Genomic DNA, 26,253 nt, shown 5'->3' on the forward strand with positions numbered 1-26,253 from the left:
TTTGCAACGGCTTTTTGACTATATTTCACTCCATTTTATCTTCTTAAACCCACGGAACAAGAGAAAGATTCCAATAAAGAGAATTCCTAAAGGAATGAATTTTGTAAGAAAAACATTTGAAATTCCCATCCACTCATAGTAACGGAGCAGAGAGCCTACAATAAGGTGGGCAACAATCATACTGACAAAGGGACGAAAGACCGCTTCTTTCCAATTCCAAATACTGATGACCAGAGAAAGGGTAAAGATAGATAAACTATCCCATGGAGCAGGAAGATAAAAGGCTCCTTCTTGTATGAAGCTTGCCATTCCTACATATCCCAGAACAACTAGCAGAACAAGAACCCCAACGACAATATAGGTACCAATTTTCATTTTAGAAGAATCTTGGACTAAACTCCATCGTAAGATTGTGGCTACAAGCCAAAATCCAATCAAAAAAAGAAGAAGTTGCCCTAAAAACGTAAGCAAATTGACTGCTAAGAGAGGACCTTTAGAAAAATCACCCAGTAGATGATAGTAACGTAATATCGCTAGGACAAAAATTGGTGTCAAAAGGGACTCCTTGATAGAACTGCGTGGTGCTTCCTTAAGCATCTCTCTCATTAATTTTTTAGGATTCTTACCTAGATACTCCTCTGCACTCATGCCATCTCGTTCTGCTTCCGAGAAATCTAACATCATCAAATAAACCTGCTCTCTAAGATAGTCCTCATCATAGAGAAATCCAGCAAGATTAAAACTTTCCCAGAGCTCCTCAAAATACTGCTGATTATCCTCAGAAAACTGATGCAACAAATTGTTTGTTTCTTCGTAATACTTCATTTTCTTCATGGTTTAACCCCCATTCTTAATTCCTTCTACTTTTTGACTCAAATCGTTCCATTGCTGCCAAAAGACCGAGACTCGCTCTTCTCCTTCTTTTGTTAACGAAAAATACTTTCGATCTGGACCATCTGGCGATGGACGCATGTCACCTCTTATCCATTGATTTTTTTCTAACTTTTGTAATAAAGGATAAATGGTTCCTGGAACGATAGTGTCAAAGCCAGCCTCTCGTAAAGTCTGTACCAACTCATAGCCATATCGCTCTTTTTGACCAATCATATCCAAGACACAACCTTCAAGAACACCTTTTAATAGTTGAGTTTCCTTCATTCCTTCCCCTTTCTAATCTATTTTGTAATACCTACTAGTAACTTCAACTATAGTATACTACTTCTATACTAGTTTGTAAAGCATAATAGTTAAAATAAAAAAAAACAGAACTAGCATGAACTAGTCCTGTCTATTTTTACCCAATCACACTTCCGTTTGGTACAGCTGGATCAACTGTGAGAAGGGTTAATTTTCCATCATGTTCAGCTGATAAGATCATACCTTGGCTGACATATTTCTTCATCATCTTACGAGGTTTGAGATTGGCAACAATTTGGACCTTCTTGCCGACCAATTCTTGTTCATTTGGATAGTATTTTGCAATTCCTGAAAGAATTTGACGATCTTCACCATCACCTGCATCTAGGCGGAATTGAAGCAACTTATCAGAACCTTCCACTTTGGAAACTTCTTTGACTTCTGCAACACGAATTTCAACCTTGTCAAAGTCTTCAAACTTAATTTCTTCCTTGTTTAGTCTGAGTTCGACTTCGTCTGGATTCCATTCTTTTTCGACCGCAGGTTTGTTGCCTTCCATTTGTTCCTTGATATAGGCGATTTCTTCTTCCATATCCAGACGTGGGAAGATTGGTGTTCCTTTGGCAACTACAGTCACATCTGCTGGGAAGTCAGCCAAGCTCAAGTTTTCAAGGCTAGAAACTTCTGCTAGACCAAGTTGAGTCAAGACTGCACGACTGGTTTCCATCATAAACGGCTCAATCAAGTGAGCAACGACACGAAGGCTGGCTGCCAAGTGGCTCATGACACTTGCCAATTGGTCACGGAGTGCTTCATCCTTAGCCAAGACCCATGGAGCTGTCTCATCGATGTATTTATTAGTACGTGAGATAAGAGTCCAGACTGCTTCAAGAGCACGTGGGTAGTCAACTGCTTCCATGTGTGTATGGTAGTCTGCGATTGATTGTTCTGCAACCTCAGCAAGAGCATTATCAAACTCTGTTACACTCTCTACATAGGCTGGAATTTGTCCATCAAAGTACTTGTTAATCATAGAAATCGTACGATTGAGGAGGTTCCCAAGGTCATTGGCCAATTCGTAGTTGATACGGCCTACATAGTCTTCAGGAGTGAAGGTTCCGTCTGAACCAACTGGAAGGCTACGCATGAGATAGTAACGAAGTGGATCTAGTCCATAACGCTCTACCAACATTTCAGGGTAAACGACATTCCCTTTAGACTTAGACATTTTGCCGTCTTTCATGACAAACCAACCGTGGGCAATCAAACGATCTGGCAATTTAATATCCAACATCATAAGAAGGATTGGCCAATAGATTGAGTGGAAACGAAGGATATCTTTCCCTACCATATGGAAGACTGTGCCATTCCAGAACTTGTCAAAGTTTCCATGTTCGTCTTGACCGTAGCCAAGAGCTGTCGCATAGTTAAGAAGAGCATCAATCCAAACGTAGACAACGTGTTTAGGATTTGATGGTACTGGAACGCCCCATGTAAAGGTTGTACGAGAAACTGCCAAATCCTCTAAACCTGGTTCGATGAAGTTGCGAAGCATTTCATTCAAACGCCCATCTGGAGTGATAAATTCAGGATGAGCTTTGAAAAATTCAACCAAGCGGTCTTGGTATTTGCTGAGGCGAAGGAAGTAAGATTCTTCTGAAACCCATTCAACCTCATGACCTGATGGAGCGATACCACCAGTCACATTTCCAGCTTCATCACGGAATACTTCTGCAAGCTGGCTTTCTGTAAAGAATTCCTCATCTGAAACTGAATACCAACCAGAATATTCACCCAAATAGATGTCATCTTGAGCCAGCAAGCGTTCAAAGACTTGTGCGACAACTTTTTCATGGTAGTCATCAGTTGTACGGATAAATTTATCGTATGAGATATCTAGTAATTGCCATAGTTCTTTAACTCCAACTACCATTCCATCAACATAAGCTTGAGGTGTGATACCAGCTTCTTCTGCTTTTTGTTGAATCTTTTGACCATGCTCATCAAGACCTGTCAAATAAAAGACATCGTAGCCCATCAGGCGTTTGTAACGTGCTAGGACATCACAGGCGATGGTTGTGTAGGCAGAACCGATATGAAGTTTACCAGATGGATAGTAAATCGGCGTTGTAATATAAAAATTCTTTTCAGACATAATTTTTCCTTTCCAGGCTAATGAAACCTGTTTTTCTAACACTTTATTATATCACATTTTTAGTGATTTTCGATAGGGAAATCCATACAAAAACAAGATAGACGAGTGTCCATCTTGTTGATCTTATTCATAACGAAGGGCTTCAATTGGATCAAGTTTCGATGCCTTGTTGGCTGGTAAGACTCCAAAGATCATACCAACACTAGCCGAAACCGCAAGACTAAATAGGGCAACTGGAATTGATACTCCCACTTCTATACCCGCAATCAAACCTTGTAAAAGTATACCAGCTATAGCGGTTAAGCCTGTCGCAATTGTCAAACCAATGACTCCACCAAGCAAGGTCAAAATCATAGATTCAATCAAAAACTGGATTAAAATATTGGCACGTGTTGCACCCAAAGCCTTACGAAGACCAATCTCACGAGTACGTTCCGTCACCGAAACCAGCATGATGTTCATAACACCAGTCCCTCCAACAAAGAGAGAAATTCCTGCGATGGCACTAATAATCGTCGTCATAAAACTAAACAATTGTTGAACTTCTGCAAATGCAGCTGACTCATCTGCCACTTGATATTCTCCCTGTTGCAAGCCAGCAAGCTCTGTCATTTTTCGTGCTAATTCTGGCCCCAGAGTTTGAGTCAAACTTGTGTCATTCACTCGAAAGACAATATTAGCTATTTCATCTACATTAAAATTCGCAGCAAGAGAGATATTTGTGGTAATGGGTAAGCCGCCAAGACCATACATTTTTGAATTTTTAGATTCTTGGCTAGTATAAACACCAATGACTCGATAACTAAAACCATTGACTTCTACAACCTTGTTAATAGCCTCTTGAGGAGATCCAAATAGACTAATGGATAATTCTTCATCAAGCAAAATGACACTTGCAAATTCTTTGAAATCTTGTTCTCTCAGACTACGACCTGCAAGAATTTCATTGTTAACAGCCTCCATATAAGTTCTGTTACCACCTGTCAAATTAGCATTTTCAACCTTTTTATCTTTATAGGTCAAGATGGCGTTCGTTGAGTTGGTTACATAGTAATTATCCACTCCCTTCAGTTTGGCTGCCTCCTTGACCCAAGATTCTTGCGGTTTTGGTGGTTCAACATGAACTTCCTCTTCTTTTCCAGAAACCGTAAAAGCTGATTGTTTCTGAGTAAAAGATCCATCTTTACTTTTTTTAGAAGAGAAAAAGACACTGATATTTTTTTGAGATCTGGTCATATTTTTATTGAGCTGTCGAGACATAGAATCACCCAGAGCCATAATCACAACAACCGATGAAACACCGATAATAATCCCAATCATGGTAAGCAAAGAACGCATCTTGTGAGCCATAATAGATGAAAAGGCAAATTTCAGATTCTGCATCTTAGTTTTCCTCCTTTTCTAACTGAGCACTATCAGATGAAATAACTCCATCGCGAATGACAATCTGACGTTTGGCATAAGCAGCTATTTCAGGCTCATGCGTTACCATAATAATAGTTTTTCCTTCTTTGTTCAAGTCAACTAATAATTGCATGATTTGATTCCCTGTTTTAGTATCCAAGGCTCCTGTCGGTTCGTCTGCTAAGATAATAGAAGGATTGTTTACCAAGGCACGCGCAATAGCCACACGTTGCTTTTGACCACCAGATAATTCCGAAGGTAAATGATGACTACGTTCTGTCAATTCAACCTTATCTAGATATTCCTCAGCTAACTTGCGCCGTTTTGAAGCCGAAACTCCTGCGTAAATCAAGGGCAATTCTACATTTTGCAGAGCATTGAGTTTGGATAAAAGAAAGAACTGCTGAAAAACAAATCCGATTTGTTGGTTGCGGACCTTGGCTAGTTGCTTTTCGCCCAGTCCAGCTACTTCTTGGCCTTCAAGATAATACTCTCCACTGCTTGGTGTATCCAACATGCCAATCGTATTCATCAGAGTAGACTTACCAGAACCAGATGGTCCCATGATGGCAACAAATTCACCTTCATTCACTTCTAGGTTGATATTTTTGAGAACCTGCAGTTCTTGGTCACCGTTACGGTAGCTTCTGCATATATTTTTTAGACTAATTAGTTGCTTCATCAGCCTTCACCTCTTTTCCTTCCTCTAGAGAAGACGTTGGGTTACTGATGACCTTGACTCCATTTGTCAGACCTGAAGTGATTTCTTGGTTGTCTGCATCAGCATTTCCCAAACCAACTTCCACTTTCTTGGCCTTTTTCTGCTCGTCAAGCACCCAGACATAGTTCTTATCATTTTCGGTCACAATACTTGTTAGAGGAACCAAAATAGCTTTACTCTTATTCTTGACCTCAACACTTACTGAGAATCCTTGTTTCAAGTCACCAATTTCACTTGTAACATCAATGGTATATGGATATTTAGAACCAGAATTACCAGCAGCTGCGGTAGCTGTACTTGCTGCTTCGCCATTGTTTTTAGGGTAATCAGAGATATAGCTAATCTTACCAGTCCATCTCTTATCTTGATAAACTTTAGAAGTAAAGGTTACTTCTTGACCTACAGATAGGTTTGCAAGATTGTATTCAGATAATTCCCCCTTAACTTGCAAGTTTTCATTACTTACGACATGCACTACCACCTGGCTAGCTCCTGTTGGAGATTTGGAAACGTTACGATTGACTTCGACCACAGTCCCGTCTAGGGTACTGAGAACCGTCATTGCATCCAACTGACTTTGAGCCTTGCTTAATTGCGCTGCTGCATCTGCACGGGCATCACGAGCATCACCTAATTGTGCATCAATAGAGGATACTGAATTTCCTGCGACTGGAGCTGGAGTTTGCGTTGCAGTTCCTTCGCCTCCTGCTGGTGTTGGTAACTGTGGAGCGGGAGCTGAAGCGGCTTCATTGCGTGCTTGGTTGAGTTCGTTGATATGACGATCTGCCTTAGCTACTGCTCGACTCGCTGAATCATAGGCCGCCTGGGCTTCTGAACTACTGTACTTGACTAAAGCCTGTCCTTCACTGACCTTATCACCCACAGAAACAAGGATTTCATCTAAATCACCCTTACTAGCATCAAAATAAACATATTGTTCATTTTTTGCTGTTACTGTCCCTGACAATAAAACAGAGGATGCCACGCTTCCTTCCTTGGCAACAACCAGATGAGTAGCCTCATCTTTTACAGCAGTCTGAGAAGGTTGTCTAAAGAGCAAAATGCCCCCAGCACCCAATACAACTACACTCGCAGCACCGATTGCTGCATACAATTGCCACTTTTTAGCTTTACCATTCTTTTTCATAATGAAACTCCTTTTTGATTTAAAGTTCTTAACAATATTATACAAAAATTATCAATTTGAAACAATAACATTTTAGAACGAAATAATGACATTTCAGGATTCACTTATTGTTCGGAAATTTTTTATCGTTGTACTAGTTATAGCATACACTTTATTTTTCTTTTTTGCAAGCCTTTTCTTTAATTTTTTTGAACGTAGCAGATTTTTGCAATCAAATCAAAAAAAAGATAGAATATGACTATCAAAAAATGACACTCTACTATTTAAAAGAGTACAAAGGAGTTTTCAATGAGAGAATACGATATCATTGCTATCGGTGGTGGTAGCGGAGGAATTGCTACTATGAACCGTGCTGGTGAGCACGGAGCTAAAGCGGCCGTTATTGAGGAAAAGAAATTAGGTGGAACCTGCGTCAACGTCGGTTGTGTTCCTAAAAAAATCATGTGGTACGGGGCGCAAATCGCTGAAACTTTCCATCAATTTGGAGAAGACTACGGCTTTAAGACTACTGATCTTAACTTTGACTTTGCAACCCTACGTCGCAATCGTGAAGCCTACATCGATCGCGCTCGTTCTTCTTATGATGGCAGTTTTAAACGCAACGGCGTAGACTTGATTGAAGGTCATGCTGAATTTGTAGATTCTCATACTGTCATCGTAAATGGTGAACTGATTCGTGCTAAACATATCGTGATTGCTACTGGTGCCTATCCAAGTATTCCAAATATTCCTGGTGCTGAACTAGGTGGCTCTTCTGATGATGTATTTGCCTGGGAAGAATTGCCAGAGTCAGTTGCTATTCTAGGCGCTGGTTATATCGCTGTTGAATTGGCTGGAGTACTTCACACCTTTGGTGTCAAGACAGACCTCTTTGTTCGCCGCGATCGTCCTTTACGTGGTTTTGATTCTTACATCGTTGAAGGTTTGGTCAAGGAAATGGAAAGAACAAACTTGCCACTTCATACTCACAAAGTCCCTGTCAAGTTAGAAAAAACTGCTGAAGGCATTACCATTCATTTTGAAGACGGAACTAGTCACACAGCTAGCCAAGTTATCTGGGCTACAGGTCGCCGTCCAAACGTTAAGGGATTGCAACTTGAAAAAGCTGGAGTAACTCTGAACGAACGTGGCTTTATCCAAGTGGATGAATACCAAAATACTGTTGTTGAAGGAATCTACGCTCTAGGTGATGTAACAGGCGAAAAAGAACTAACTCCAGTTGCTATCAAGGCTGGACGTACTTTGTCTGAACGTCTCTTTAACGGAAAAACAACTGCTAAAATGGACTACTCAACTATTCCAACCGTTGTCTTTTCACACCCTGCTATCGGAACTGTTGGATTGACAGAAGAGCAAGCTATTAAAGAATACGGTCAAGACCAAATCAAGGTTTACAAATCAAGCTTTACTTCTATGTACTCTGCTTGCACTTGCAACCGTCAAGAAACACGTTTCAAATTGATCACAACTGGTTCAGAAGAAAAAGTTGTCGGACTTCATGGAATTGGCTACGGTGTTGATGAAATGATTCAAGGATTTGCTGTTGCTATCAAAATGGGAGCAACCAAGGCAGACTTTGATGCAACTGTGGCGATTCACCCAACTGCATCCGAAGAATTTGTAACCATGCGTTAATCGAAACAAAAGAAGCTGATACAAATATGTCGGCTTCTTTTTTGATGTTTTCGAATCAACAAAACAATTATCCAACTTAACCAGTAAGCAAAATCGGCCGTTACAGTTTTTTGTTACCTTTGTTATAAAAATAGGTTGACAATGATATTAAATTAAGTATAATAGTTACTATACATCAGAAAAGAGGTTAACTATTTTGAAAAAAGCTCACGTTTATGCTATCCCTGCTATTGGGGCTGCTCTCATTGCTGTTTTAGCACAAATCAGTCTTCCAATTGGACCTGTTCCCTTCACTCTGCAGAACTTTGCAATCGGCTTGATTGCTACTGTCTTTAGACCGAGAGAGGCTGTACTTTCTGTTGGACTTTATCTTCTTCTAGGTGCTATCGGTCTTCCTGTCTTTGCAGGAGGTGGAGCTGGATTTCATGCTTTGATTGGTCCTACTGCAGGATATCTTTGGTTTTATCTTGTTTATTCTGGACTTACCTCTTCTCTAACTAACAGTGATAGTGGTTTTGTCAGAATTTTTCTAGCAAATCTCTTGGGAGATACACTTGTTTTTGTTGGTGGGATCATTGGATTACATTTCCTAGCTGGAATGCCATTTGAAAAAGCTCTTGCTGTGGGGGTATTTCCCTTTATTATCCCAGACCTTGGTAAAATTATTGCTATTAGTTTTATTAGCCGTCCATTACTTCAACGCCTTAAAAATCAGGCTTACTTTGCTAACTAAAAAAGGATATCGAGTTGTCATGACTCAATATCCTTTTCTTTCATTTTGAAAACTTAGTTGCCTTTAAAAGCATCCACCATTGTTTGAAATTCTTCATTAGAGAGAGTAATTCCTTTACCCATTTTAGTATGATCTGGACTCCAAGCACGAATATCAAACTTTGCAGGAGCACCATTAAAGCTCACACGGTTGATTTCCTTAGTCCAACCTTTTTCGTTTTCAGAAAGAGTCAACAAGTGCTCTTCGATTTTAAATGTAAATTCTGCCATTTTCTTCTCCTTTTTTAGCTTTCATTAGTTTATTCGTAAAATCTTGTAGATTTTAGGAAAATTTTATATAATATTGATATAAAAGAAGGGAGGCCACTATGAGACATAAATTCCATCAAGTTCTAGATAAAATACATGACTTTTTAAATGGACATGACCAACCTGACCAGACTGAAACCAACTCCCTTACAGCCACTATTGAAGAGGCTATCCAGAAACAAACCGCTGTTCACCTTATCTTGTCTGAGACAAGCTTTACAGGTGACATCATCAAAAACGATCAGCAACGCCAGCAAATTATCGTGAAAAATTTTGCCAAAAATGTGACCCGTATTATCCGCATAAGCGATATTCAACGCCTGCGATTTGTCCCTTCAACTGTCCAAACAGCCCAAAAAAATAGATTTAAGAAAGAGTGAGATGTAGTTGCTTCATCCCACTCTTTTTCTTAGCGAATTTGTTCAAAATGTAAATGAACCGCGATATGATCTCCATAACCACTTCTTTCCAAGTCACGTTGTAGACGATAGGAAATGTAGTGTTCTGCAATGGTAATGTAACCTGCACCCAGTAAACGATGTTCAACCAAAGACTGAATCATGCTGATGGTAGCACGTTCCACCTTGGCTTCTTCCAAATCCAAAACCACTTTCTTAGTGACTTGCGCAAGGTTTTGACGCAAATCATCTGTCAATACATAGACAGTCTGGGCCGCCTTTAAGATGGCTTGGTAAATCTTATCTGGATTAAATTCAGCAATTTCTCCATCACGTTTGATTACTTGCATAGGTTTCTCCTTTATTCTTTGTTTTCTTTGATTTCTGCCAGCATTTTTTCCTCTTCTGCTGTCAGTTGATAATGTTCAAGCAAATCTGGTCTGCGCTCGTAGGTTTTCTTCAAACTCTCATACAGGCGCCACTGACGAATCTTTTCATGGTGCCCGCTCATCAGAATATCCGGCACAATCATGCCTCGATAATCATAGGGACGTGTGTACTGAGGGTATTCTAGAAGGCCTGAAGAAAAACTATCATCTTGATGGCTGGACTCCTTGCCAATCACTTCTGGAATCAGGCGAACCGTAGCATCAATCATGGTCATAGCCGCCAACTCTCCACCAGTCAGGACATAGTCACCCAAAGAAATCTCATCCGTTACCAAGGTCTTAATTCGCTCATCATACCCCTCATAGTGCCCACAGATAAAGATTAGCTCTTCCTCTTGAGCTAAGTCCTCAGCATAAGCCTGATCAAACTGCTTGCCAGCTGGGTCTAGGAGAATGACGCGCGGATTTTTCTTTTCAATAGCATCAAAGGCATCGAAAATGGGTTGGGCACGGAGCAACATCCCCTGACCGCCTCCGTAGGGCTCATCGTCAACATGGCGGGCCTTTTCAGCATTTTCTCGGAAGTTATGATACTGGATATCCAAGAGCCCTTTTTCTCGAGCCTTTCCAACAATTGAGTGCTCCAGTGGAGAAAACATCTCTGGAAAGAGGGTTAAAATATCAATCTTCATCGTCTAACCCTTCTAAGATTTCCACATCGACCCGTTTATTTGGAATATCGACATTGAGAACCACTGGTGGGATATAAGGCAAGAGCAAGTCACGTTTACTTTTTCGCTTGACCACCCAGACATCGTTAGCACCTGGTTGTAGGATTTCCTTGATGGTTCCAATCAAGTTATCACCCTCATAGACTTCCAAACCGATAATCTCGTGATAGTAGAATTCACCATCATCTAAATCGTTTAAATCTTCCTCAGCGACCTTGAGACTATAACCTTTATACTTTTCAATAGCATTGATATGGTACATATCTTTGAATTTAATAATGTCAAAGTTCTTCTGTTTACGGTGGCTAGCAATGGTCACCGTTTGGACAAACTGATCTTTTTCATCAAACAAAGCCAGCTCAGCTCCTTTTTTAAACCGTTCTTCTGCAAAATCCGTCACAGACAAGACTCGCATCTCACCCTGCAATCCTTGCGTATTGACGATTTTCCCAACATTAAAGTAGTTCATCTTGTCTCCTGTACTCTATTTCTTTCCATCTTATTCTGACAATTCTCGAATAATAGTCACAATTTTTTCTGATTCTGACCATTGTAAATAATGGTGATTCCCTCCTAAAATGAGTTTAGTATTGGAGGTCCAATATTCTGATTCTCTGTACTCTTTTTCTCTATAAGCCTGACAAAAAATAAACTCAGGGATATGAGCTTCTACAAATACATTCTCAAAATCTTCCTCAGTAATCTCTCCAGATATCTGAAATCCTTGATCTTGATTTTCCAACTCTGAACCTTTTTCTTGCATTATTTCCCAGATTTCTTTATTAATTTCAGGGCTAAATGTTGCTTGAGTTAAGTTCTTAAAATAAAGTTCAGGACCACACTCGTCAATCAGCCTCATCTGCTCTTCCATTTCTGGATAAGGATTTTCTGAAAAATCAGCAAACATGACTTTTTTAGTTGTCGGTTCAATTGCTAGTAAAGCCTGACACTTAATTGGTTTGTTGAGCAATTTGCAAGCTAAAATTCCACTCAAACTATGTACACAAAGTATATATTCAGAAATCGCCAATTCTTCAAATAGTTCATAAACTGCATCTGCAAGATTATCCAGATTTTTTCCAGCTTGGTCATGAATCGGACTCCTACCTGTGTTCGGAAAATCAATAGTCAAATAACCAATTGTAGGAGGAAGTTTTTCAAGTATAAGTGAAAAATTTTCATAACTTGGTAGCAAACCTGCACCACTTAAACAAACTAGCATTTTCTTTTGCTTTTGATAAGTAACAGAGAGACTACCAATTTCTGTAGATACTTCAATCCTCTTCATAAAGAAATCCACTCGTTCTATATAATGAATTATTAAAAACCCTTATCCTTTATTTTAACACGTTCCAAGGATTTTCTCAAGTTGGAGGAAGATACATAGAGATGTCGCTATAGTCCAAAAAGTGCTAATAGTTTCCTCTTTAATGTTAATTTATATTTGAAAGATGAGATATTCACATTCCCATTATACATATTACTATAAAATGTATACTCGCCAATTTCACCCTGACTTGTTTTCCATTTCATTCTTAAACTAGGCATATTCTCTGGTAAATTTGTATGAATCAATAAGCATGTATAATTCTTTAAATTTTTAACTGTATGCAGTTTATCATTATCAACTAAACGATTACTTTTTGAATCATAGATTAAAGAATAAAATTCTATAATTTCAATATCAACTTCCTTTGGATAAAAAATCAAATGGTTATAATGTTTATCATTTTCATCATGTTTAAACTCATATATATGATGAAATCTCGTATGTAAGGAATCAAATTCGATTGGTTTAATTACCTGAATTTCGATATTATTGATATAGGCCTTATTCTGAAAACTAATTTTTAAAATTACACCTATAAAAGTCGAAATCTGTAAAATTCGCAATAACCAATCAATGTACATTGCCCAATCTATGTTTAAAATACAATCAATGTTCATTCTTTTCCAGTCCCCCTTTAAAAAGCCTTCCAAATCACGTTCATGTTGGTACTTAATGGCTGCAATTTTACACTTCTCGCAAAAAAAGCGAGACATCCGTCCCGCTCTTCTTATTTTTCGTCAATAACGATTCTTACTTTTTTGTCTTCAGTTGGGACAGAGTAGACAATCGTTCTTATCGCAGAAATAGTGCGACCCTTACGACCGATTACACGACCCACATCACTTTGATCAAGATCCAAATGATATTCCAAAAATTCTGGTGTATCTTCAATCTTGATAGTTAAGGCATCTGGTTGTGAAATCAAGGGTTTCACAATCGCAATAATGAGATTTTCAATCGTATCCATCTGTCAACCTACTTTAAATTTATTTTGAGAATTTAGAATCGTGGAATTTCTTCAATACACCTTCTTTTGAAAGGATGTTGCGAACTGTATCTGAAGGTTGAGCTCCATCAGCCAACCATGCAAGAACGCGGTCTTCTTTCAAAGTTACTTGGTTTTCAGCAACAAGTGGGTTGTAAGTTCCAACTGTTTCGATGAAACGTCCGTCACGTGGTGAACGTGAATCTGCTACGTTGATACGGTAGAAAGGTTTTTTCTTAGAACCCATACGAGTCAAACGGATTTTAACTGCCATTTTTAAAGTCTCTTTTCTTATTTTTTATTTCGGTGAAATAGCTGAGCTATTTATCACATGTTCTATTATAGCAGATTTCTGGCAGGTGTCAAGAAAAAAACTTGACAGACTATAAAATTTTTAAACCATTTAGAAATTTGTTAGAAGTAGGAAATAAATGTTTGAAAGAAGCTATCCGTGAATACTATTTTATACTCAATGAAAATCAAAGAGCAAACTAGGAAGCTAGCCGCAGGCTGTACTTGAGTACGGCAAGGTAAAGCTGACGTAGTTTGAATTTGATTTTCGAAGAGTATTAGAAACATTTTATAAAGACCATCAAGTCAAACCCTTCATATCGCCTGAACGAGATTTGGATACTTGGCTCCTAAATTCTAAGCCCGTTCCCAAACGAAATATCAAGGATTTTAAGAATGATATCTACTAATTAATTTATAAAATATAAATTAATAGATTCTAAATAGGGGAATAATTTAGTTCTGTAAAAATTAACTTCTACACCTATAACGCTTATTCTGACAGACTTTATAACAGTCTAAGAATAAATAGAGATTCATACAGTATCTAGATTTTCCAAAAATTCTTTATCATCAAATATTATTAACGAAACTATCCAAATCCGATGATTGCTTCAAAGAATTCTTTAGTTGTTTGACTAGCGAGGGTTTTTATTAAAAAATTTTTTCAAATAATTGCCACCTTGGCACATAAATTCTCGCTTTTCAAATTTAAATGTGATATATTTATAACATAAAATTTAAGTGTTATATATTTATAACATAAAAAAGGAGTCTATCATGAAAAAAAGTCAAAAAATGCGTGGCCTCATTGCAGTGATTGCCGTAGCTCTCTTTATTGATTTTACTGTTTTATTTGGTTCTAATCTTAGTTGGGGACCCAAGTTAGTTATTACTGGTATTTCAGTGTTAGGTCAAATTATAGCTATTTGGGGCTGGCTACATAGGAAACCATGGCCTCATAAAAGTCAGAATGGTAAGGGAAAGATTATTTTCGACTTGTCTGCTAAGCTTTACACGATACTTGTGTTGGCAGCAAGCATTTTTTATACAGTAGGGCTTTGGGTTGCAACCCCTAGCGTAAGTTCTGGTATTAAAGAATGGAGTTTCGGAATTATCCTCGTTATTGAAGTGATTCTATTTGGTTTTTTCTCTTTAAAAAATGTCAAGGAAACTCCGGACGAACGCTTTTATGCTAATTTAGCAAAGGCAGCTAGCTTGATGTTTGTTTTTATGCTAGGTGCACTGATGATCCTAGCAGTTATCATTGGATATATAGGGTCTCTCACGCTTTACATGGGCCAGATCTTTATTAATATAGCTGCCTTGATTTTAATCTTTGCGGTTGTCTATTTTATCTTGGAACGGAGAGGATAAGCATGGCCAAAGAAAGCAAGATTATTACTAATCTCAAATCTGTTCGTGAGTCCACAGGCATGACCCAGCAAGAGTTAGCCGACCTCATCGGCATGCGACGCGAGACAATTCTGCACTTGGAAAATAACCGTTACAATCCTTCGCTGGAAATGGCTCTTAAAATTGCTCAAGTTTTTAATCTGAAAGTAGAAGACCTCTTTGAACTCAGACAGAAAGAGGAAGCATAATTCTTTTCGAGACCTAGTATTAAGTTCATTGACTAATTAGAAATTGAAGCCAAAAGAAAAAATCCTTTGAAAATGTGCTCTTTTAAAATATAGTAATTCTTTCGAATTAACGTTTACTAATTGTGATGCTTTACGAGCTTTCTTAAGATCTGGTTTCCTAAATACTTCGAGTACACTTATGGTATTGATACCTCTAAACAAGCGACTTTCAGGTTGGCTTCCTCTAAAACTACCTTGTCACTAACATTTGAAATCCACTTCCTTTTAGGGTACAATGGTAGAAATGAATTTTTGAAAGGATCAGAATGAAAAAACTAGCAACCCTTCTTTTACTGTCCACTGTAGCCTTAACTGGATGTAGCAGCATCCAACGCAGTCTGCGTGGTGATGACTATGTTGATTCCAGTCTTGCTGCTGAAGAAAGTTCCAAAGCAGCTGCCCAATCTACCAAGGAATTAAATGATGCTTTGACAAACGAAAAGGCCAACTTCCCTCAACTTTCCAAGGAAGTAGCTGAAGATGAAGCCGAAGTGATTCTCCACACAAGCCAAGGTGATATTCGCATTAAACTCTTCCCTAAACTCGCTCCTCTAGCGGTTGAAAACTTCCTCACTCATGCCAAAGAAGGCTACTATAACGGCATTACCTTCCACCGTGTCATCGATGGCTTTATGGTCCAAACTGGAGATCCAAAAGGGGACGGTACAGGTGGTCAGTCCATCTGGCATGACAAGGATAAGACAAAAGACAAGGGAACTGGTTTCAAGAACGAAATTACTCCTTATCTCTATAACATCCGTGGTGCTCTTTCTATGGCTAACACTGGTCAACCAAACACCAATGGTAGCCAGTTCTTCATCAACCAAAACTCTACAGATACCTCTGCTAAACTCCCTACAAGCAAGTATCCAAAGAAAATCATCGAAGCCTATAAAGAAGGGGGAAACCCTAGTCTAGATGGCAAACACCCAGTCTTTGGTCAAGTGATTGACGGTATGGATGTAGTAGATAAAATTGCCAAAGCCGAAAAAGATGAAAAAGACAAGCCAATTACTGCTATCACAATCGACAGCATCGAAGTGGTGAAAGACTACGATTTTAAATCTTAAAAACCAAAAAATACAGTATCCGCATTCGATACTGTATTTCTTTTTTCCTCATTTTTAAGTTAGCTTGTTAAAGTTCCAGATTTGGTCCATCCAACCTTCATAAAAGTCTGGTTCGTGGCAGACCATAAGGATAGATCCCTTGTATTCTTTGAGAGCACGTTTGAGTTCATCCTTGGCATCCACATCCAAATGGTTGGTCGGCTCGTCCAGCACTAAAACGTTGTTTTCACGATTCATCAAGAGACAGAAACGAACTTTGGCTTGTTCCCCACCTGACAAAACCTGAATTTGACTTTCGATATGCTTAGTTGTCAAACCACAACGGGCAAGGGCTGCACGAACTTCTGCTTGGTTGAGAGCTGGAAAGGCATTCCAAACAGCTTCAAGAGGAGTTTGGCGATTACCGCCTTCTACTTCCTGTTCAAAGTAACCGAGTTCTAGGTAGTCACCGCGTTCCACTTCCCCAGCAATTGGTGGAATTATTCCCAAGAGACTCTTCAAGAGAGTCGTTTTCCCGATACCATTTGCTCCGATAATGGCAACCTTTTGATTGCGTTCAAAGGTAAGATTTAAGGGCTTAGTAAGAGGACGATCATAACCAATCTGCAAATCCTTGGCTTGGAAGATAAAGCGCCCTGGCGTACGAGCTGGTTTGAAATCAAAGGATGGTTTTGGTTTCTCACTTTGCAACTCGATAATATCCATCTTATCCAATTTCTTCTGACGAGACATGGCCATGTTTCGTGTTGCAACACGCGCTTTGTTTCGCGCGACGAAGTCCTTGAGGTCTGCAATTTCTTTTTGCTGACGTTCATAGGCTGCCTCTAGCTGAGATTTCTTCATGGCATAGACTTCTTGGAACTGGTAGTAGTCACCAGAGTAACGCGTCAGCTGTTGATTTTCCACATGATAGACGATATTAATCACATCATTGAGGAATGGAATATCGTGCGAAATAAGGACAAAGGCATTCTCATAGTTTTGGAGATAGCGCTTAAGCCAGTCAATATGCTCAGCATCTAAGTAGTTGGTCGGCTCGTCTAGAAGCAAGATATCAGGCTTTTCAAGGAGAAGTTTAGCCAAAAGCACCTTGGTTCTTTGCCCACCTGACAAAGAAGTTACATCCGTATCCATGCCAAAGTCCATGACACCAAGGGCACGCGCTACTTCGTCAATCTTGGCATCCAAGGTATAAAAATCACGACTCTCCAGACGGTCTTGAAGTTCTCCCACTTCTTCCATGAGAGCATCAACATCCGCTCCGTCTTCAGCCATTTCCATATAGAGGTCATTGATACGGGCTTCTGCTTTGAAAAGCTCATCAAAGGCTGTACGTAGAACATCACGCACCGACTGTCCTTCTTCCAAGACAGAATGTTGGTCTAAGTAACCAGCAGTCACATATTTAGACCACTCAACCTTCCCTTCATCTGGCAACATTTTACCAGTCACGATACTCATAAAGGTTGATTTCCCTTCACCATTAGCACCAACCAGACCGATATGTTCCCCCTTGAGGAGACGGAAGGACACATCTTCAAAAATTGCACGGTCACCAAAACCGTGACTCAGATTTTTAACTTCTAAAATACTCATTTTAATTCCTTATCTTGTTTTTATGTAATTGTTTATAGAGGAGCCAAGCCAGATAGCCACCTAAGGTATTGGTCCACAAATCATCAATTTCAAAGACGCGATTAAAATCAAAGAAAAAGTCCAATACTAACTGCGTACACTCGATTCCAAAACTCACTAGAAAACTAAAAAGAAGGAGCTTTTTTGTTTTCCGCAAGTTTGGAAGGAGATAAAGGAGTTGGAACATCAGAGGAAAAAGTAAGAAAATATTAAGGATATTTTGTAAAAAAATCCAAGATAATTGTCCTATATCACTCACTTCGCCCAGTTTCCAAAGAGAATTGAAAGGAGTCAAAAGAAAAACCAGGCGTCCAAGATGCTGAATACCTGGAGTTTCCACTCCCACGGGAGATTGTTCTTGAGGAGTAAAGCAAAAATAGACGATACAAATGCTATAGAAAATGACTCCCCAGACTAAAATATAATTATAAGTTTTCTTCATCATTAAGGATTGACTGCAGCGACTGCTTTCTGACGGTCACGTTTCATTGTGTTAGAGCGCAATTGTCCACAAGCTGCATCAATATCTGTACCATGCTCTTGACGAACAACACAGTTAACCCCTTTTTTCTTAAGCGTATCATAGAAGGCCATGACACGCTCTTTGGGACTACGGCTATATTGGTCATGCTCACTAACTGGGTTATAAGGAATCAAGTTTACATAAGACAATTTCTTGATATTCTTGAGCAATTCAGCCAATTCCAAGGCTTGTTCTACACCGTCATTAACTTCATTGAGCATGATATACTCAAAGGTCACACGACGATTTGTTGTCTCAATGTAGTACTCAATAGCAGCAAAGAGTTTTTCAATCGGAAAGGCACGGTTAATTTTCATGATGCTTGAGCGCAATTCATTGTTAGGTGCGTGAAGAGAAACGGCAAGATTGACCTGAACCCCTTCATTAGCAAAATCACGAATTTTATGGGCCAAACCTGAGGTTGAAACCGTAATGTGACGAGCACCGATGGCCATTCCTTTATCATCATTGATAGTACGAACGAAATTCAAGACATTGTTGTAGTTATCAAAAGGCTCACCGATACCCATGACAACGATATGGCTGACGCGTTCATCCTGACCACGCTCATCAAAGTATTTCTGCACTAGCATGATTTGCGCTACGATTTCACCGTTATTAAGGTCACGTTGTTTCTTAATCAAACCAGAGGCACAGAAGGTACAACCGATATTACAGCCGACCTGAGTGGTCACACAGACTGACAAACCGTAGTGCTGACGCATCAGTACAGTCTCAATTAGCATACCATCAGGCAATTCAAAAAGATATTTGACCGTACCATCAGCAGACTCTTGAATGATACGTTGTTTCAAGGGATTGACCACAAACTGGTCATTAAGCTTAGCAATCAAATCCTTGGAAAGGTTGGTCATCTCTTCAAATGACTGGACACGTTTACGGTAGAGCCATTCCCAGATTTGATTTGCACGGAATTTCTTTTCTCCCTGCTCCAAAACCCATTCCTGCATGGTTTGACGTGTTAAACTATAAATTGACGGTTTCATTTCTTCTCCTTATTCTCTACTCACTTCTGACGAATGACAAAATGACGTTGTCCCTTATCCTCTTTCTGAGAATGCTGGTCTTTCTGACGACGTCTATTTTTCTTATCTGCATTCGGTTTTCGTTTGGTTTGAGCCGGTTTCTTTCCTTTTCTAGAAGACGGTTCTTCTTCCTTCTTACGCATTTTCTTGTCAAATGATGCTCGCTTAGGGGCTTCATTTTCTAGGACAAAATAGGCACAACCATAACTACAATACTCTAAAAGATAGTCTTGTAAACGACTAATTTTTTCAAGTTTTTCTTCTGTTCGGTCATCCTTGTAAAAACCGCGTAGGCGAAGTTGTTCGTTACTCCAATCTCCCACGATATAATCAAACTTGGTTAAGACTTCTGAAAAACGCTGATTAAAAGCCGTCACATTGAAGGCATCTTTGCTATTTTCCACCAAGGAAAAAGCGATCCCTTCCGTTTCGACCTTGTCCCCGTGTAAATGGAACTCAGGACCAGGAAATTTGTTATAGTTGTATAATTCAGGTGCAATTTCTTTTCGCATAGATATCCTTTTTCCACGATTACTTAATACTTTATTCTACCATAATTTCTAGCAGTTAGCACGTTTCTCATAAAAATGAAAAAAGTCTGACGATTTTGTCAGACCAGAATCTATAACCTTAAAAAGAGAAGAACAATTCTTCCCTCCAACTATCATTATTTAGCTGCTGCGTACAATTCATCTACTTTGTTCCAGTTGATCACTGAGAAGAAAGCTTTGATGTAGTCAGGACGCACGTTGCGATATTTCACGTAGTAAGCATGTTCCCAAACGTCCAAGCCCAAGATTGGTTTTTTACCTTCTGAGATTGGTGTGTCTTGGTTTGCTGTTGAAGTCACTTCAAGTTTACCTTCTTTGTTGACCACCAACCATGCCCATCCTGAACCGAAACGAGTTGTTGCTGCTGCAGTGAAGGCTGCTTGGAATTCTTCAAATGAACCAAATGTTGCATCGATTGCTGCTGCAAGTTCTGCTGATGGAGCTGTTTTCTCAGGAGTCATCAATTCCCAGAAAAGAGCGTGGTTCAAGTGTCCACCACCATTGTTGATAAGCGCTTGACGGATATCAGCTGGGATAGATTCTACATCAGCAAGCAAGGCTTCAAGATCTTCACCGATTTCAGGGTGTTTTTCAAGAGCTGCATTAGCATTGTTGACATAAGTTTGATGGTGTTTGTCATGGTGCAAGTGCATTGTTTCCGCATCGATGTATGGTTCCAAAGCGTCGTATGCATATGGAAGATCTGGTAAGATAATAGCCATCTGTAATACCTCTTTTTCTTTCTATATGAAAATGATAACGCAAACATTCACTTTTTTCAAGTTTTTTGCTTATAGATGAAGAAATCACTAAAATACTTTCTAATAATACTCTTCGAAAATCTCTTCAAACCGCGTCAACGTCGCCTTGCCGTACTCAAGTATAGCCTGCGGCTAGTTTGCTCTTTGATTTTCATTGAGTATAGAATAAGCAAATCACTAAGAAACCCACGACAAGATAATCCTGACGCGGGTTTTAGTTTCAAAAAAATGTCAATTGACCTGACTAGCAATCTGTAAGAGTACCTTTTCAAAAAGGAAACCTTTTTCATAAAGACCTGTCTTAATCTGATAGTCTGTCTCAATCAAATAAGAAATAGCTTTCTTTAAAAAGCTCAAGGAAAGTCCTCGCGAATCCCTTAGCGCAAACTTGATTTGATAGGGATTAGGATTGCGTCCCAGAAAACTTCCTAGACTACTTGCAATCTGCGATTCTGTTTGCCCAGACTCCGACAAAATTTTCACCTGAGTAAAAGTTCGAAATTGTCCTAGCATGACTGCAATCAACTTGATTTCATCTTCACCCTGCAAGGTCAAGTCTCTAACCAAATCGCGCGCCTGGTCCATCTTTTTAGTCAGAATAAACTGAGTTAAATCAAAAATATTGTCCTGTAAGGTCTTGGAAATAGCGTTGACAATATCCTCTTCCTCGATAACAGAATCTTCCTTATAGGACTGTAAAAAATGGAGATTTTTCTGGATTTCGCTAAATTGAAAACCCGACTTGATGAGGAGATTTTCAAAAGAATTATTAGTAAACTGCAGGCCTTGTTTCTGACTCCACTTTTGGAAATACTGGCGCAGTTCTTGTTCTTTGGCTTCTACTGCATCAAAAACCTTGGCATCACGCTTCAGTAATTTAACCAACCTTCTTTTGCTATCCAGCTTTCCTTCCGCAAAGATTAACAGCTTGGTTGTTGGTGAAGGATTGTCAAGGTATTCCTCAAACGACTTGAGCTCATCATCTGTCAAAAAACGCTTTTTAGCAGTCGTGATATCGACAAAATGATCTAATATTACGATTTTCTCATCCGCAAAGAAAGGAAGGCTGACCAACTCCAGTTCCACATCCTTGTATACTACTTCTTTCATATCAAAGTAGGCAAAGTTGAGGTCGGCAGAATCATAACCAATCTGTTTCAATACTTGACTCTTCATCACTTCAAACTGACCCTGATCTGTCCCTGTAAAAAGGCTCAGGCTCAGTAAATTTGATAAAGTCAACTTCTGACTTTCTTCAATGGCTAGCATCTTCTCTCCTTTCTTCTAACTTTTTCGTTCATTTAATCAATATAGCGCAATTTCCCACGGAAATCTTCTAGGCTTTCGTAACCTTTTTCCTCCATGATTGTTTTCAGTTCATTGGTAATGCGGTCAAAAGCACCAACGCCTTCTTTATGAAGGGTTGTTCCCACCTGCACCATACTTGCTCCACAGAGGATATGTTCAAAGGCATCACGACCAGTCAGAACGCCACCGGTTCCAATGATTTGGATTTGAGGATTTAAGCGTTGGTAGAAGGCATGAACATTAGCTAGAGCAGTTGGTTTAATATACTCCCCACCAATGCCCCCAAAACCATTTTTAGGACGGATAACAACAGACTCATCTTCTATATAAAGGCCGTTTCCGATAGAGTTGACGCAGTTGACAAACTTGAGCGGGTACTTATTGAAAATAGCTGCCGCTTGGTCAAAGTGAACAATGTCAAAATATGGTGGCAATTTAATTCCAAGAGGTTTTGTAAAGTAGTCAAATACTTCTGCCAAAATCCGGTCTGTTGTCTCAAAATCATAAGCAATCTGAGGTTTACCTGGAACATTTGGACAGGAAAGGTTTAGCTCAGTCAGACCACGAAACTCACTCTCTTGGACTTTTTTCAAGATAGTATGGGTTTCTTCTGGAGACATGCCGACTAGAGATAAGAAGAAAGTTCGGTTTGGCTCTTTTTCCTGCAAGTCCAAAAGATAGTCCAGATAGTAGTCTAAGCCATTATTTGGTAATCCCATGGAGTTGATAGAACCAAGTGGAATATCCTGATAACGTGGTTCAGTATTCCCCTGACGAAAGTCCAAGGTCGCAGTCTTCGTAACAAAAGTACCTGCTGCTGAGTTTTTGACCCCTTCTAGTTCCTCTATCGTCATACAAGCCACACCCGCTGCATTCATCAAGCAATTATCAAACTCAAAGCCAGCTATTTGTGTTTTCGTTGATACCATGATTCTGATCCTCCAGATTCCTTTTATTGCTAATATTATACCATATTTTCAGCTTTTCTCTTTAAGAAAGTCATTTATAAGAAAAACGTTCGTTTTTTATCCAATTTCAAAAAATTCCAATTTCAAACAATCCCAAAAATCAAATTGAAAGAATTTTTAGAAAATTTTTGTTTTTCTCTTTACAGTTAAAAAAATTTCTGCTATAATGACACACATAATTAAATTAGAATTTAAGGAGAACGATATGACATCTGCTAAAGAATATATCCAAAGCGTGTTTGAAACTGTAAAAGCTCGTAACGGGCACGAGGCTGAGTTCCTCCAAGCTGTTGAAGAATTTTTCAACACTTTAGAACCTGTATTTGAAAAACACCCTGAGTATATCGAAGAAAATATCTTGGCACGTATTACTGAGCCAGAACGCGTGATTTCTTTCCGTGTTCCTTGGGTTGACCGTGATGGAAAAATTCAAGTAAACCGTGGCTACCGTGTTCAATTCAACTCAGCTGTTGGACCATACAAAGGCGGACTTCGTTTCCACCCAACTGTAAACCAAGGGATCTTGAAATTCCTCGGATTTGAACAAATCTTTAAAAACGTCTTGACTGGACTTCCTATCGGTGGAGGTAAAGGTGGATCAGACTTCGATCCTAAAGGTAAAACAGATGCTGAAGTGATGCGCTTCTGCCAAAGCTTCATGACTGAGTTGCAAAAACACATCGGACCATCACTAGACGTACCTGCTGGTGATATCGGTGTTGGTGGACGTGAGATTGGTTACCTTTACGGTCAATACAAACGCCTTAACCAATTTGATGCTGGTGTCTTGACTGGTAAACCTCTTGGGTTTGGTGGTAGCTTGATTCGTCCAGAAGCAACTGGTTACGGTTTGGTTTACTATACTGAAGAAATGCTTAAAGCCAACGGTAACAGCTTCGCTGGTAAGAAAGTGGTCATTTCAGGTTCTGGTAACGTTGCTCAATACGCTCTTCAAAAAGCAACTGAACTTGGTGCAACTGTTATCTCTGTATCTGATTCGAATGGTTATGTCATCGATGAAAATGGTATCGACTTCGATCTTTTGGTCGATGTTAAAGAAAAACGTCGCGCTCGTTTGACTGAGTATGCAGCTGAGAAAGCAACTGCTACTTATCATGAAGGTTCTGTATGGACTTATGCTGGAAACTATGACATCGCTCTTCCATGTGCGACTCAAAACGAAATCAACGGTGAAGCAGCTAAACGTTTGGTTGCTCAAGGCGTTATCTGTGTATCTGAAGGTGCCAACATGCCAAGCGACCTTGATGCTATCAAAGTTTACAAAGAAAATGGTATCTTCTACGGACCTGCCAAAGCTGCCAACGCTGGTGGTGTAGCCGTTTCAGCTCTTGAAATGAGCCAAAATAGTCTTCGCCTCTCATGGACTCGTGAAGAAGTTGATGGACGTCTCAAAGACATTATGACAAACATCTTTAACACAGCTAAAACGACTTCAGAAACATACGGTCTTGATAAAGACTACCTTGCAGGAGCAAACATTGCTGCCTTTGAAAATGTAGCAAACGCTATGATTGCCCAAGGTATTGTTTAAGAGTTATTTGCTCAATCCTCAATCACTACGATTGGGGATTTTTATGTTGAATTCAAAAAACTCACCATTAACAGTGAGTTTTAACATCTAAATTTATTTTACTTTCATTAGGGCAGATGACAAACATTCAACAATCTCATCAACTGCTTCATCTATGTTTATAGTTCCTTCATCATTCAACATCATGGGAATAAGATAAGAAAAACTCAATGCTAAAATGTATCGAACAATTCTTTCATTTGACCAATTTAGAATAAGTCCTTTTTCTTTAAATTGATTTAAAACCGGGCTAATTGGTTCTATTATAGATTGAACAATAATATTTCCTAACTGGATAGAAAGATTTTTATCAATAAAAGAACGCCCCAAGAGAATTTTAACATGCATTTGATTCTCCTGAATGAAAAAGAGCCTATCTCGAACAATACTTTTTAAAAAGAAGGGAAAAGTTTCTTGATCTACTGTGAATTTTTTTTCTGAGAAATCCGCAATTACTTCTGGAATAACCTGTTCTAGAAAAGTAGATAAAATGGCTTCTAAAATACCTTCCTTTGTTTTAAAGTAACTAAAAACAGTTCCTTCTGACACTCCAGCGCGTTCGGCAATAAGGCTGGACGTTGTATTCTCAAATCCAATTTCTGAGAATAATTTTAAGCTTGATAATAACACTCGACGTTGTTTCAAGCTCAAGTTGCTAACTTCTAACGTCTGAGCATACTTTTGTTCTAAACTTTCCATCGCTAGCACCTCTCTTCTACTCTCTTACTTTTACGACTTTTTTGCCTCGACTGTGTCCCATTTTCAGACTACGATAGGCTTCTCTAACCGACTTTAGAGAAAAGTCATACACTTGATCAATTTTCAGCTGAACCTTCCCGTCTGAGACCATTTCAGCTAAAGTGCTAAAATCATCATATGTGGAATGTCTCGGACCAGTAAACTGAGCACCTTTTATCATAACATAGGGCGAAGGTACTAATGTTCCAATAGCTGTCCCTTTCAAGCCTAAACTAAAAGCCAATCTAACATAATCAGATCCATAACAATCCAAAAATTTTGTAATAGGCGTTGGACTAGCTGATAGAAGAGCCTTCTTGATATTCTCTTCGTAACTTACTGGTATGGCACCTAAAGACTTCAGATACTCTGCATTTTTCTTACTTGCTATTCCAATCACTGTCGCCCCCTTAGCAACTGCATACTGTACTGCAATACTTCCAATACCTCCTGCTGCAGCTGAAATAACAACTGTATCTCTTGAATTTAAACCGATTCTTCTAAAAGCCCCACCTACAGTTAGAGCAGCTACTCCCATAGTAGCTGCGTGAGTCATGTCGATCATCTCTGGTTTCAATACAATTTCTGATTCATTGACACAAATTTCTGTTGCTAAAGCTCCCCTCTTAGTTCCCAAACCAGGATCGCTAATCATTGTTCCAAACACCTTATCTCCTACTGAAAACCTACTTACTTCATTTCCAACTTCTGTAATAACTCCAGAAAAATCTCTCCCCACACCTTTTGGAAATAAAGATGATTTAGATTCAAACCAACGACTTGGTTTCCTTAATTTCGTTATAAAAGATAGAAATCGAAGGGGTTTCGCTCCCTCAAAAGTTTTATAATCAATAGGATTTAAACCAACAGCATGAACTTCTACTCTCACCTGATTTACATCCAAGGCTGTAGAGTCGATCTTTAGCAAATCCAAGACCTCTTCGTTACCGAAACGACTGTACTCTATTGCTTCAACAACCATTTTCTTTACTCCTTAATTTCACAAAAATTGAGTGAACACTCATTTTTATAAATTATACTCTTAATTTGTAAGA

At 39.1% G+C, this 26,253-nt stretch carries 30 protein-coding genes; 7 read left to right on the forward strand and 23 right to left on the reverse strand.

What is annotated here, in order from left to right; translation table 11 throughout:
* Positions 1-18: 18 nt before the first annotated feature.
* From OCF96_RS01540 to OCF96_RS01565, 6 genes are all read right to left on the reverse strand, one after another.
* On the reverse strand, positions 19-834 hold the full coding sequence (locus tag OCF96_RS01540) for a hypothetical protein (RefSeq protein ID WP_261445421.1): 816 nt from the start codon (positions 832-834) through the stop codon (positions 19-21).
* Positions 835-837: 3 nt separating this feature from the next.
* Positions 838-1,158 carry a PadR family transcriptional regulator gene (locus OCF96_RS01545; protein ID WP_261445422.1) on the reverse strand — a complete coding sequence of 107 codons (321 nt, stop codon included), beginning with the start codon at positions 1,156-1,158 and terminating at the stop codon, positions 838-840.
* A gap of 136 nt (positions 1,159-1,294) precedes the next feature.
* Complete coding sequence (gene metG, locus OCF96_RS01550) at positions 1,295-3,292, reverse strand: methionine--tRNA ligase (RefSeq protein ID WP_261445427.1); 1,998 nt, start codon at positions 3,290-3,292, stop codon at positions 1,295-1,297.
* Positions 3,293-3,415: 123 nt separating this feature from the next.
* Entirely contained in the window at positions 3,416-4,675 is a 1,260-nt protein-coding gene (locus tag OCF96_RS01555) for an ABC transporter permease (RefSeq protein WP_001180432.1), read from the reverse strand.
* A 1-nt stretch (position 4,676) separates the two neighbouring features.
* Positions 4,677-5,378: an ABC transporter ATP-binding protein gene (locus OCF96_RS01560; protein ID WP_000811469.1), complete on the reverse strand. Its 702-nt coding sequence runs from the start codon at positions 5,376-5,378 to the stop codon at positions 4,677-4,679.
* A complete protein-coding gene (locus OCF96_RS01565; protein ID WP_261445649.1) occupies positions 5,362-6,567 on the reverse strand; it encodes an efflux RND transporter periplasmic adaptor subunit in 1,206 nt (401 codons plus the stop codon). The genes OCF96_RS01560 and OCF96_RS01565 overlap by 17 nt, the downstream gene beginning before the upstream one ends.
* A gap of 285 nt (positions 6,568-6,852) precedes the next feature.
* On the opposite strand from OCF96_RS01565, the gene gor reads away from it, so the two are divergent.
* Positions 6,853-8,199, forward strand: a complete 1,347-nt coding sequence (gene gor / locus OCF96_RS01570; RefSeq protein ID WP_001209567.1) for a glutathione-disulfide reductase — start codon at positions 6,853-6,855, stop codon at positions 8,197-8,199.
* Positions 8,200-8,395: 196 nt separating this feature from the next.
* The gene (locus OCF96_RS01575) at positions 8,396-8,932 is read left to right on the forward strand and encodes a biotin transporter BioY (RefSeq protein WP_102210716.1); all 537 of its coding nucleotides are present in this window, start codon (positions 8,396-8,398) and stop codon (positions 8,930-8,932) included.
* 53 nt (positions 8,933-8,985) lie between these two features.
* Here OCF96_RS01575 and OCF96_RS01580 read toward each other — a convergent pair whose 3' ends face one another.
* Entirely contained in the window at positions 8,986-9,201 is a 216-nt protein-coding gene (locus tag OCF96_RS01580; RefSeq protein WP_000807437.1) for a YdbC family protein, read from the reverse strand.
* A 98-nt stretch (positions 9,202-9,299) separates the two neighbouring features.
* On the opposite strand from OCF96_RS01580, the gene OCF96_RS01585 reads away from it, so the two are divergent.
* A complete protein-coding gene (locus tag OCF96_RS01585; protein ID WP_261445444.1) occupies positions 9,300-9,620 on the forward strand; it encodes a hypothetical protein in 321 nt (106 codons plus the stop codon).
* Between the two features lie 29 nt (positions 9,621-9,649).
* On the opposite strand, the gene OCF96_RS01590 is transcribed toward OCF96_RS01585, so the two are convergent.
* The 7 genes from OCF96_RS01590 to rpsP all read right to left on the reverse strand — a co-directional run bounded on the left by OCF96_RS01590 (position 9,650) and on the right by rpsP (position 13,347).
* The gene (locus tag OCF96_RS01590) at positions 9,650-9,988 is read right to left on the reverse strand and encodes an ATP cone domain-containing protein (RefSeq protein WP_001196038.1); all 339 of its coding nucleotides are present in this window, start codon (positions 9,986-9,988) and stop codon (positions 9,650-9,652) included.
* Positions 9,989-9,999: 11 nt separating this feature from the next.
* Positions 10,000-10,719 (reverse strand): tRNA (guanosine(37)-N1)-methyltransferase TrmD, encoded by a 720-nt coding sequence (trmD, locus tag OCF96_RS01595; protein WP_153223461.1) that lies wholly within the window; start codon positions 10,717-10,719, stop codon positions 10,000-10,002.
* On the reverse strand, positions 10,709-11,227 hold the full coding sequence (gene rimM, locus OCF96_RS01600; protein ID WP_261445450.1) for a ribosome maturation factor RimM: 519 nt from the start codon (positions 11,225-11,227) through the stop codon (positions 10,709-10,711). The genes trmD and rimM overlap by 11 nt, the downstream gene beginning before the upstream one ends.
* Positions 11,228-11,257: 30 nt before the next feature.
* Positions 11,258-12,046 carry an alpha/beta fold hydrolase gene (locus tag OCF96_RS01605; protein ID WP_125416551.1) on the reverse strand — a complete coding sequence of 263 codons (789 nt, stop codon included), beginning with the start codon at positions 12,044-12,046 and terminating at the stop codon, positions 11,258-11,260.
* Positions 12,047-12,153: 107 nt separating this feature from the next.
* Positions 12,154-12,801: a hypothetical protein gene (locus OCF96_RS01610; RefSeq protein WP_238395607.1), complete on the reverse strand. Its 648-nt coding sequence runs from the start codon at positions 12,799-12,801 to the stop codon at positions 12,154-12,156.
* Positions 12,802-12,815: 14 nt separating this feature from the next.
* Positions 12,816-13,055 carry an RNA-binding protein KphA gene (gene kphA / locus OCF96_RS01615; protein WP_000379617.1) on the reverse strand — a complete coding sequence of 80 codons (240 nt, stop codon included), beginning with the start codon at positions 13,053-13,055 and terminating at the stop codon, positions 12,816-12,818.
* A gap of 19 nt (positions 13,056-13,074) precedes the next feature.
* A complete protein-coding gene (rpsP, locus tag OCF96_RS01620; RefSeq protein WP_000268760.1) occupies positions 13,075-13,347 on the reverse strand; it encodes a 30S ribosomal protein S16 in 273 nt (90 codons plus the stop codon).
* 797 nt (positions 13,348-14,144) lie between these two features.
* Between rpsP and OCF96_RS01625 the strand changes: the two genes are divergently transcribed.
* From OCF96_RS01625 to OCF96_RS01635, 3 genes are all read left to right on the forward strand, one after another.
* Positions 14,145-14,741 (forward strand): hypothetical protein, encoded by a 597-nt coding sequence (locus OCF96_RS01625; RefSeq protein ID WP_261445453.1) that lies wholly within the window; start codon positions 14,145-14,147, stop codon positions 14,739-14,741.
* 2 nt (positions 14,742-14,743) lie between these two features.
* Positions 14,744-14,968: a helix-turn-helix transcriptional regulator gene (locus tag OCF96_RS01630; protein ID WP_001041097.1), complete on the forward strand. Its 225-nt coding sequence runs from the start codon at positions 14,744-14,746 to the stop codon at positions 14,966-14,968.
* A 305-nt stretch (positions 14,969-15,273) separates the two neighbouring features.
* Positions 15,274-16,077, forward strand: coding sequence for a peptidylprolyl isomerase (locus OCF96_RS01635; RefSeq protein WP_261051510.1), 804 nt, complete (start codon positions 15,274-15,276; stop codon positions 16,075-16,077).
* Between the two features lie 54 nt (positions 16,078-16,131).
* Here the strand turns inward: OCF96_RS01635 and OCF96_RS01640 are convergent, their stop codons facing one another.
* From OCF96_RS01640 to OCF96_RS01670, 7 genes are all read right to left on the reverse strand, one after another.
* Positions 16,132-17,673 (reverse strand): ABC-F family ATP-binding cassette domain-containing protein, encoded by a 1,542-nt coding sequence (locus tag OCF96_RS01640; protein WP_261445456.1) that lies wholly within the window; start codon positions 17,671-17,673, stop codon positions 16,132-16,134.
* Position 17,674: 1 nt separating this feature from the next.
* Positions 17,675-18,157, reverse strand: coding sequence for a VanZ family protein (locus OCF96_RS01645; protein ID WP_261445459.1), 483 nt, complete (start codon positions 18,155-18,157; stop codon positions 17,675-17,677).
* Positions 18,157-19,242: a dual-specificity RNA methyltransferase RlmN gene (rlmN, locus tag OCF96_RS01650; protein WP_261445462.1), complete on the reverse strand. Its 1,086-nt coding sequence runs from the start codon at positions 19,240-19,242 to the stop codon at positions 18,157-18,159. Before rlmN ends, OCF96_RS01645 begins: the two co-directional genes overlap by 1 nt.
* A gap of 20 nt (positions 19,243-19,262) precedes the next feature.
* Positions 19,263-19,793, reverse strand: coding sequence for a YutD family protein (locus tag OCF96_RS01655; protein ID WP_261445469.1), 531 nt, complete (start codon positions 19,791-19,793; stop codon positions 19,263-19,265).
* Positions 19,794-19,948: 155 nt separating this feature from the next.
* Positions 19,949-20,554, reverse strand: a complete 606-nt coding sequence (gene sodA, locus OCF96_RS01660) for a superoxide dismutase SodA (RefSeq protein ID WP_000974733.1) — start codon at positions 20,552-20,554, stop codon at positions 19,949-19,951.
* Between the two features lie 270 nt (positions 20,555-20,824).
* Entirely contained in the window at positions 20,825-21,862 is a 1,038-nt protein-coding gene (holA, locus tag OCF96_RS01665) for a DNA polymerase III subunit delta (RefSeq protein WP_261445473.1), read from the reverse strand.
* A gap of 32 nt (positions 21,863-21,894) precedes the next feature.
* On the reverse strand, positions 21,895-22,830 hold the full coding sequence (locus tag OCF96_RS01670) for a dihydroorotate oxidase (protein ID WP_261445479.1): 936 nt from the start codon (positions 22,828-22,830) through the stop codon (positions 21,895-21,897).
* Positions 22,831-23,074: 244 nt separating this feature from the next.
* Here OCF96_RS01670 and gdhA point away from each other — a divergent pair, with 244 nt between their 5' ends.
* Positions 23,075-24,421 carry an NADP-specific glutamate dehydrogenase gene (gene gdhA, locus OCF96_RS01675; RefSeq protein ID WP_050108763.1) on the forward strand — a complete coding sequence of 449 codons (1,347 nt, stop codon included), beginning with the start codon at positions 23,075-23,077 and terminating at the stop codon, positions 24,419-24,421.
* A 93-nt stretch (positions 24,422-24,514) separates the two neighbouring features.
* On the opposite strand, the gene OCF96_RS01680 is transcribed toward gdhA, so the two are convergent.
* Both OCF96_RS01680 and OCF96_RS01685 read right to left on the reverse strand, forming a co-directional pair.
* Positions 24,515-25,159 (reverse strand): TetR/AcrR family transcriptional regulator, encoded by a 645-nt coding sequence (locus OCF96_RS01680; protein ID WP_020901488.1) that lies wholly within the window; start codon positions 25,157-25,159, stop codon positions 24,515-24,517.
* 16 nt (positions 25,160-25,175) lie between these two features.
* A complete protein-coding gene (locus OCF96_RS01685; protein ID WP_261445486.1) occupies positions 25,176-26,180 on the reverse strand; it encodes an NADP-dependent oxidoreductase in 1,005 nt (334 codons plus the stop codon).
* Positions 26,181-26,253: the final 73 nt, after the last annotated feature.

The organism is Streptococcus mitis (assembly GCF_946190065.1).
GTDB classification, from domain to species: Bacteria; Bacillota; Bacilli; order Lactobacillales; family Streptococcaceae; genus Streptococcus; species Streptococcus mitis_DE.